3 protein-coding genes and 1 pseudogene are annotated in these 6,851 nt (G+C 75.5%); all 4 read left to right on the forward strand.

Features of this window, described 5'->3' with window-relative positions:
• Nucleotides 1–225, forward strand: a pseudogene (locus ACLIYP_RS28450) (cobalamin biosynthesis protein); the annotation flags it as partial.
• Nucleotides 222–1,775, forward strand: coding sequence for a cobyric acid synthase (locus ACLIYP_RS28455; RefSeq protein ID WP_412715969.1), 1,554 nt, complete (start codon nucleotides 222–224; stop codon nucleotides 1,773–1,775). The pseudogene ACLIYP_RS28450 and the gene ACLIYP_RS28455, both read left to right, overlap by 4 nt.
• 107 nt (nucleotides 1,776–1,882) lie before the next feature.
• Nucleotides 1,883–5,581 (forward strand): cobaltochelatase subunit CobN, encoded by a 3,699-nt coding sequence (gene cobN, locus ACLIYP_RS28460; RefSeq protein WP_412715970.1) that lies wholly within the window; start codon nucleotides 1,883–1,885, stop codon nucleotides 5,579–5,581.
• 101 nt (nucleotides 5,582–5,682) lie between these two features.
• A partial coding sequence (locus ACLIYP_RS28465; RefSeq protein WP_412715971.1) for an ATP-binding protein occupies nucleotides 5,683–6,851 on the forward strand: 1,169 nt, incomplete at its 3' end.

The following is a 6,851-nucleotide window of genomic DNA, read 5'->3' on the forward strand; positions in this document are numbered from 1 at the left end:
GTACGGCTGGGCGGGACGCTGTCGTACGGCGGACGCGTCGAGCACCGGCCGGTCCTGGGCGCCGGCGGCCGCCCGGTGCGGGTGGAGGACATCGAGCGCGCGGTGCGGCTCTCGCGCCGGGTGTGCGCGCTGGCGCTGGCGGTGTGCGGCGCCGCCGGGACGCTGCGGGAGGCCCGCGCCGTACGGCGGGGCAGGTCGCGAAGGACATCGGGGGGACGGCTGTGACGGGCGGCGGACTGCTGATCGCGGGAACGACCTCGGACGCGGGCAAGAGCGTGGTCACGGCGGGCGTCTGCCGCTGGCTGGCCCGCAAGGGTGTGAAGGTGGCGCCCTTCAAGGCCCAGAACATGTCCCTGAACTCCTTCGTGACGCGCGAGGGGGCCGAGATCGGCCGCGCCCAGGCCATGCAGGCCGCGGCGGCCGGTGTGGAGCCGAGCGCGCTGATGAACCCCGTGCTGCTCAAACCGGGCGGCGACCGCACCAGCCAGGTGGTGCTGCTGGGGAGGCCGGTGGGCGAGATGAGCGCGCGCGGCTACTTCGGGGACCCCGGGCTGCCGGCGTCCCCCGGTGGGGCGCGGCGCCCGGGGCGCCGGGAGGACCTGCTGGAGACGGTCGCCGGCTGCCTGGCCGAGCTGCGCCGCACCCATGACGCGGTGATCTGCGAGGGCGCCGGCAGCCCTGCCGAGATCAACCTGCGGCGCACCGACATCGTCAACATGGGCCTGGCGCGCGCCGCCCGGCTCCCGGTCGTGGTGGTCGGCGACATCGACCGCGGCGGCGTCTTCGCCTCCCTCTTCGGCACCACCGCCCTGCTGGCGCCCGAGGACCAGGCGCTGGTGGCGGGCTATCTGGTCAACAAGTTCCGCGGTGACGTCACCCTCCTCGAGCCCGGCCTGGAGATGCTGCGCGGCCTGACCGGCCGGCCGGTGCTGGGCGTCCTGCCCTACGCGCACGGGCTGGGCATCGACGAGGAGGACGGGCTGCGGCTGTCGCTGCGCGGCGGGGTGCGCGAGCCGTCCGTCGCGCCGCCGCACGGCCGCGACGTGCTGCGGATCGCGGTGGTGCCCGTGCCGCTGATGTCGAACTTCACGGACGTGGACGCGCTGGCGGCCGAGCCGGGGGTGGTGGTGCGGTTCACCGACCGGCCCGAGGAGCTGGCCGACGCCGATCTGGCGATCGTGCCGGGCACCCGCGGCACCGTGCGGGCGCTGGCCTGGCTGCGCGAGCGCGGCCTGGCGGGCGCGCTGGCCCGGCGGGCGGCCGAGGGCCGCCCGGTGCTGGGCATCTGCGGCGGCTTCCAGCTTCTGGGGGAGCGGATCGAGGACGAGGTGGAGTCGCGCGCCGGGACGGTCGACGGTTTGGGCCTGCTGCCGGTGCGGGTGCGCTTCGAGGCGGAGAAGACCCTGGCCCGGCCGGTCGGCGAGGCGCTGGGCGAGCGGGTGGAGGGCTACGAGATCCACCACGGCGTGGCCGAGGTCGCCGGCGGCGACGAGCCCTTCCTGGACGGCTGCCGCGCCGGCTCGGTGTGGGGCACGCACTGGCACGGCTCGCTGGAGAGCGACGGCTTCCGGCGCGCCTTCCTGCGGCGGGTGGCCGCCGACGCCGGGCGGGCGTTCGTCCCCGCCCCGGACACCTCCTTCGCCGCGCTGCGCGAGGAGCAGCTGGACCGGCTGGGCGATCTGGTGGAGGAGCACGCCGACACCGCCGCGCTGCTGCGGCTGATCGAGGGCGGCGCGCCCGCGGGTCTGCCGTTCGTGCCGCCGGGTGCGCCGTGAGCGGGACGAGCGGGACGAGCGGCACGGACAGGACGAACGAGACGACCGGTGCGACCGGAAGGACCGACACGGCCGATGCGAAGGACGTACGAACCGATGGGGGCTCGATGAGCACGGTACTGCTGCTGTCCACCGCCGACACCGACCTGCTGGCGGCCCGCGCCTCCGGCGCCCCGTACCGCATCGCCAATCCGGCGCGCGTCGACGTCGCCGGGGAGCTGCCCGCGCTCGTGGAGGGCGCGGACATCGCCGTCGTACGCCTGCTGGGCGGCCGGCGCGCCTGGGAGGACGGGCTCGCGGCGCTGCGGGCCACCGGGATCCCGACGGTGCTGCTGGGCGGCGAGTCCGTCCCGGACGCGGAGCTGATGGCCGCCTCCACCGTCCCGGCCGGCGTGGTCGCCGAGGCGCTGAAGTACCTGGTGGCGGGCGGGCCGGAGAACCTGGCGGAACTGGTGCGCTTCCTGTCCGACACCGTACTGCTGACCGGCCACGGCTTCGCCGGGCCGCGCCCGATGCCCGAGTACGGCGTCCACGGCGACCGGGGGCACGACCCGTCCCGGCCGACGGTGGGCGTGCTGTTCTACCGGGCCCACGAGCTGTCGGGGAACACCGCCTTCGTCGACGCGCTGTGCGACGCGATCGAGGAGCGCGGCGCCAACGCCCTGGCGGTGTACTGCGGTTCGCTCAGGAGCGCCGACCCCGGCCTGTACGGGCTGCTGGGCCGTGCCGACGCGCTGGTCGCCACCGTGCTCGCCGCCGGCGGCGCCCACGCGGCGGACGCGAGCGCGGGCGGCGACGACGAGACCTGGGACGTCGGCGCGCTGGCCGAGCTGGACGTCCCCGTGCTCCAGGGCCTGTGCCTGACCGGCTCACGCGCCGTCTGGGAGGAGTCGGACGCCGCCCTCTCCCCGATGGACGCGGCGATGCAGGTGGCCATCCCGGAGTTCGACGGACGGCTGGTCACCGTGCCCTTCTCCTTCAAGGAGGACGGCCCCGACGGGGTGCCCGTCTACGTCGCCGACCCCGAACGGGCCCGCCGGGTGGCCGGGATCGCGGTGCGGCACGCCGCCCTGCGGCACAGGCCGAACGCGGACAAGCGGATCGCCCTGGTCTTCACCGCCTACCCCACCAAGCACTCGCGCGTCGGCAACGCCGTGGGCCTGGACACCCCGGCCTCGGCCGTGGAACTGCTGCGCGCCCTGCGCGACGCCGGTTACGACACCGGTGAACTCCCCGGCACCGGCGACGAGCTGATCCACCGGCTGATCGCGGCGGGCGGCCACGACGTGGAGTGGCTGACCGAGGAGCAGCTGGCCGCCGCGCCGGCCCGGGTGCCGCTGGCCGACTACCGGCGGTGGTTCGCCGCGCTCGACCCGGGGCTGCGCGAGGCCATGCGCGAGCACTGGGGCGAGCCGCCTGGCTCGCTGTACGTGGACGGCGAGGGCTCCGGCGCCGAGATCGTGCTGGCCTCGCTGCGGTTCGGCAACGTGGTGGTGATGATCCAGCCGCCGCGCGGCTTCGGCGAGAACCCCATCGCGATCTACCACGACCCCGATCTGCCGCCCTCCCACCACTACCTGGCGGCCTACCGCTGGATGGAGACCCCGCGGGAGCAGGGGGGCTTCGGCGCCGACGCCGTGGTGCACATGGGCAAGCACGGCACGATGGAGTGGCTGCCGGGCAAGGGCCTGGGCCTGTCGGCCGGCTGCGCCCCGGACGCGGTGCTGGGCGACCTGCCGCTGGTCTACCCGTTCATCGTCAACGACCCCGGCGAGGGCACCCAGGCCAAGCGCCGCGGCCACGCCACGGTCGTCGACCACCTGGTGCCGCCGATGGCGCGCGCCGACTCCTACGGCGACCTGGCCAGGCTTGAGCAACTGCTGGACGAGTACGCGCTGGTGAGCGATCTGGACCCGGCCAAGGCCCCGGCCGTGCGCAGCCAGATCTGGACGCTGGTGCGGGCCGCCGAGCTCCACCACGACCTGCACGTGGAGGAGCAGCCGGACGAGGACGAGTTCGACGAGTTCGTCATGCACATCGACGGCTGGCTGTGCGAGATCAAGGACGTGCAGATCCGCGACGGCCTGCATGTGCTGGGCGGCGGGCCGGTGGGCGAGCCGCGCGTCAACCTGGTTCTGGCGGTGCTGCGTTCGGCCCAGGTGTGGGGCGGGGTCGGCGGCGCGCTGCCGGGTCTGCGGGCGGTGCTGGCCGAGCACGTGGGGCTGGTGGAGTCCGAGCTGCTGGCCGAGCCGGGGGCGCGCCTGGAGGTGCCGAAGGCACTGACCGCGCTCGCGGACGGGCCCTCCCGTACCGCCTCCGACGCGGTGGACCTGCTCGAGCACCTGGCGCGGCGGCTGGTGGAGTCGATGGAGGACCGCGGCTGGGCGCGCGAGGCGGCCCCGCGGGTGGTCCGCGACGTACTGGACGCCGAACTGCCGGGCGCCGTGCGCGTCCTGGAGTTCGCCGCGGACGAGGTCGTGCCCCGGCTGGAGCGCACCGGGGACGAGATCGGCAACGTGCTGCACGCGCTGGCCGGCGGCTACGTGCCCGCCGGTCCCTCCGGCTCGCCCACGCGCGGCCTGGTCAACGTCCTGCCGACGGGGCGGAACTTCTACTCCGTGGACCCCAAGGCGATCCCGTCCAAGCTGTCGTGGGACGTCGGCAGCGCGCTGGCGGACTCCCTGCTGGCCCGGCACCTGGCCGACCACGGCGAGTACCCCAGGTCGGTGGGCCTGACGGTGTGGGGCACCTCCTGCATGCGCACCCAGGGCGACGACATCGCGGAGATCCTGGCGCTGCTGGGCTGCCGCCCGGTGTGGGACGACGCCTCGCGGCGGGTGACGGGCTTCGAGATCGTGCCCCTGGAGGAACTGGGCCGGCCGCGCATCGACGTCACCGTCCGCATCTCCGGCTTCTTCCGGGACGCCTTCCCGCACGTGGTGGCCCTGGTGGACGACGCGGTGCGGGCGGTGGCGGAGCTGGACGAGCCCGCCGAGTCCAACCACGTGCGCGCCCACGCCGACGAGGACACCGCCGCGCACGGCGACCGGCGCAGGGCCACAGCAAGGATCTTCGGCTCCAAGCCGGGCGCGTACGGGGCCGGGCTGCTGCCGCTGATCGACGCCCGCAACTGGCGCTCGGACGCGGACCTGGCCGAGGTGTACGCGGTGTGGGGCGGCTACGCGTACGGGCGCGGGCTGGACGGCCGCCCGGCGCGCGGCGACATGGAGACGGCGTTCCGCCGCATCCAGGTGGCGGCCAAGAACGTCGACACCCGCGAGCACGACATCGCCGACGCCGACGACTACTTCCAGTACCACGGCGGCATGGTGGCGATGGTGCGCCACCTGACCGGGGACTCCCCCGAGGCTTACGTGGGCGACTCGGCCGTCCCCGACCAGGTGCGGACGCGGACGCTGGGCGAGGAGACCCACCGGGTCTTCCGGGCGCGGGTGGTCAACCCGCGCTGGATGGCGGCGATGCGGCGGCACGGCTACAAGGGCGCCTTCGAGATGGCGGCCACCGTCGACTACCTCTTCGGCTACGACGCGACGGCCGGGGTCGTGGACGACTGGATGTACCAGCGGCTCGCGGCCGAGTACGTCTTCGACGAGACCAACCAGGAGTTCATGAAGCGCTCCAACCCGTGGGCGCTGCGCGGGGTGACCGAGCGGCTGCTGGAGGCCGCCGACCGCGGGCTGTGGGCCGAGCCGGAGGAGCGGACCCTGGAGCGGCTGCGCGAGATCTACCTGGAACTCGAAGGCGACCTGGAGAGCGGCTCCGACGACCTGGAGGGCGACGCGTGACCACCACCGCCGGCACGACCACCGGCACGACCACCGACCCCGCCGGCGACGCCACCGGCGCGGCGGCCACCGCCGCCTACCCGTTCACCGCGATCGTCGGCATGGACGACCTGCGGCTGGCTCTGCTGCTGAACGCCGTCTCACCGGCCGTCGGCGGCGTCCTGGTGCGCGGGGAGAAGGGCACGGCGAAGTCCACCGCGGTGCGGGCCCTGGCGGCGCTGATGCCGCCGGTCGAGACCGTGCCCGGCTGCCGCTTCTCCTGCGATCCGAGCCGCCCCGACCCGGCCTGCCCGGACGGGCCGCACGGGCCGGGGCCGGGCGAGAGCCGGCCGGCCCGGATGGTGGAGCTGCCGGTGGGCGCCTCCGAGGACCGGCTCGTCGGGTCGCTGGACATCGAGCGCGCCCTGTCCGAGGGGGTGAAGGCCTTCGAGCCGGGCCTGCTGGCGCGGGCCCACCGGGGCGTCCTCTACGTGGACGAGGTCAACCTGCTGCAGGACTTCCTCATCGACTCGCTGCTGGACGCCGCCGCGATGGGCGTGGTCCACATCGAGCGCGAGGGCGTCTCGGTGCGCCACTCCTCCCGCTTCCTGCTGGTGGGGACGATGAACCCCGAGGAGGGCGAGCTGCGCCCGCAGCTGCTGGACCGCTTCGGGCTGACCGTGGAGGTCGCCGCCTCCCGGGAGACCGGGGAGCGGATGGAGGTCGTACGGCGGCGCCTGGAGTACGACGAGGACCCGGCGGCCTTCGCCGCCCGTTGGGCCGGCGAGGAGGGCGGGCTGCGGGAGCGGATCGCGGCCGCGCGGGCGCTGCTGCCCCGGGTGCGCCTGGGCGACGCCGCGCTGCGGCAGATCGCCGCCACCTGCGCGGCCTTCGAGGTGGACGGGATGCGGGCCGACATCGTGATGGCGCGCACCGCCACCGCGCTGGCCGCCTGGGCGGGGCGCACCGACGTGGCGGCCGAGGACGTCCGGCAGGCGGCGCTGCTGGCCCTGCCGCACCGCAGGCGCCGCAACCCCTTCGACGCGCCCGGCCTGGACGAGGAGAAGCTCGACGAGACGCTGCGGCAGAACGGCGGCACGGGGGACGGCGGTTCGGACGGCGGTTCGGACGGCGATCCGGACCCGGACGGGCCGGACGGCGGTCCCGGTGGCGGCGGTGGCGGCGGTCCCGGTGGCGGCGGGGACGGCGGCGGGCAGCCGCCGCAGGACGGCCCGCGGGAGCGGCCGGGCGCACCCGAGCCCTCCCTTCCCGGACAGTCGCGCGGCGAGGA

This window comes from Streptomyces nanhaiensis (assembly GCF_046614825.1).
Classification (GTDB): Bacteria; Actinomycetota; Actinomycetes; order Streptomycetales; family Streptomycetaceae; genus Streptomyces; species Streptomyces radiopugnans.

Bases quoted from the DNA above. Each gene is read 5' to 3' on its own strand.
- cobN (WP_412715970.1), top strand. From the start codon at position 1,883: ATGAGCACGGTACTGCTGCTGTCCACCGCCGACACCGACCTGCTGGCG.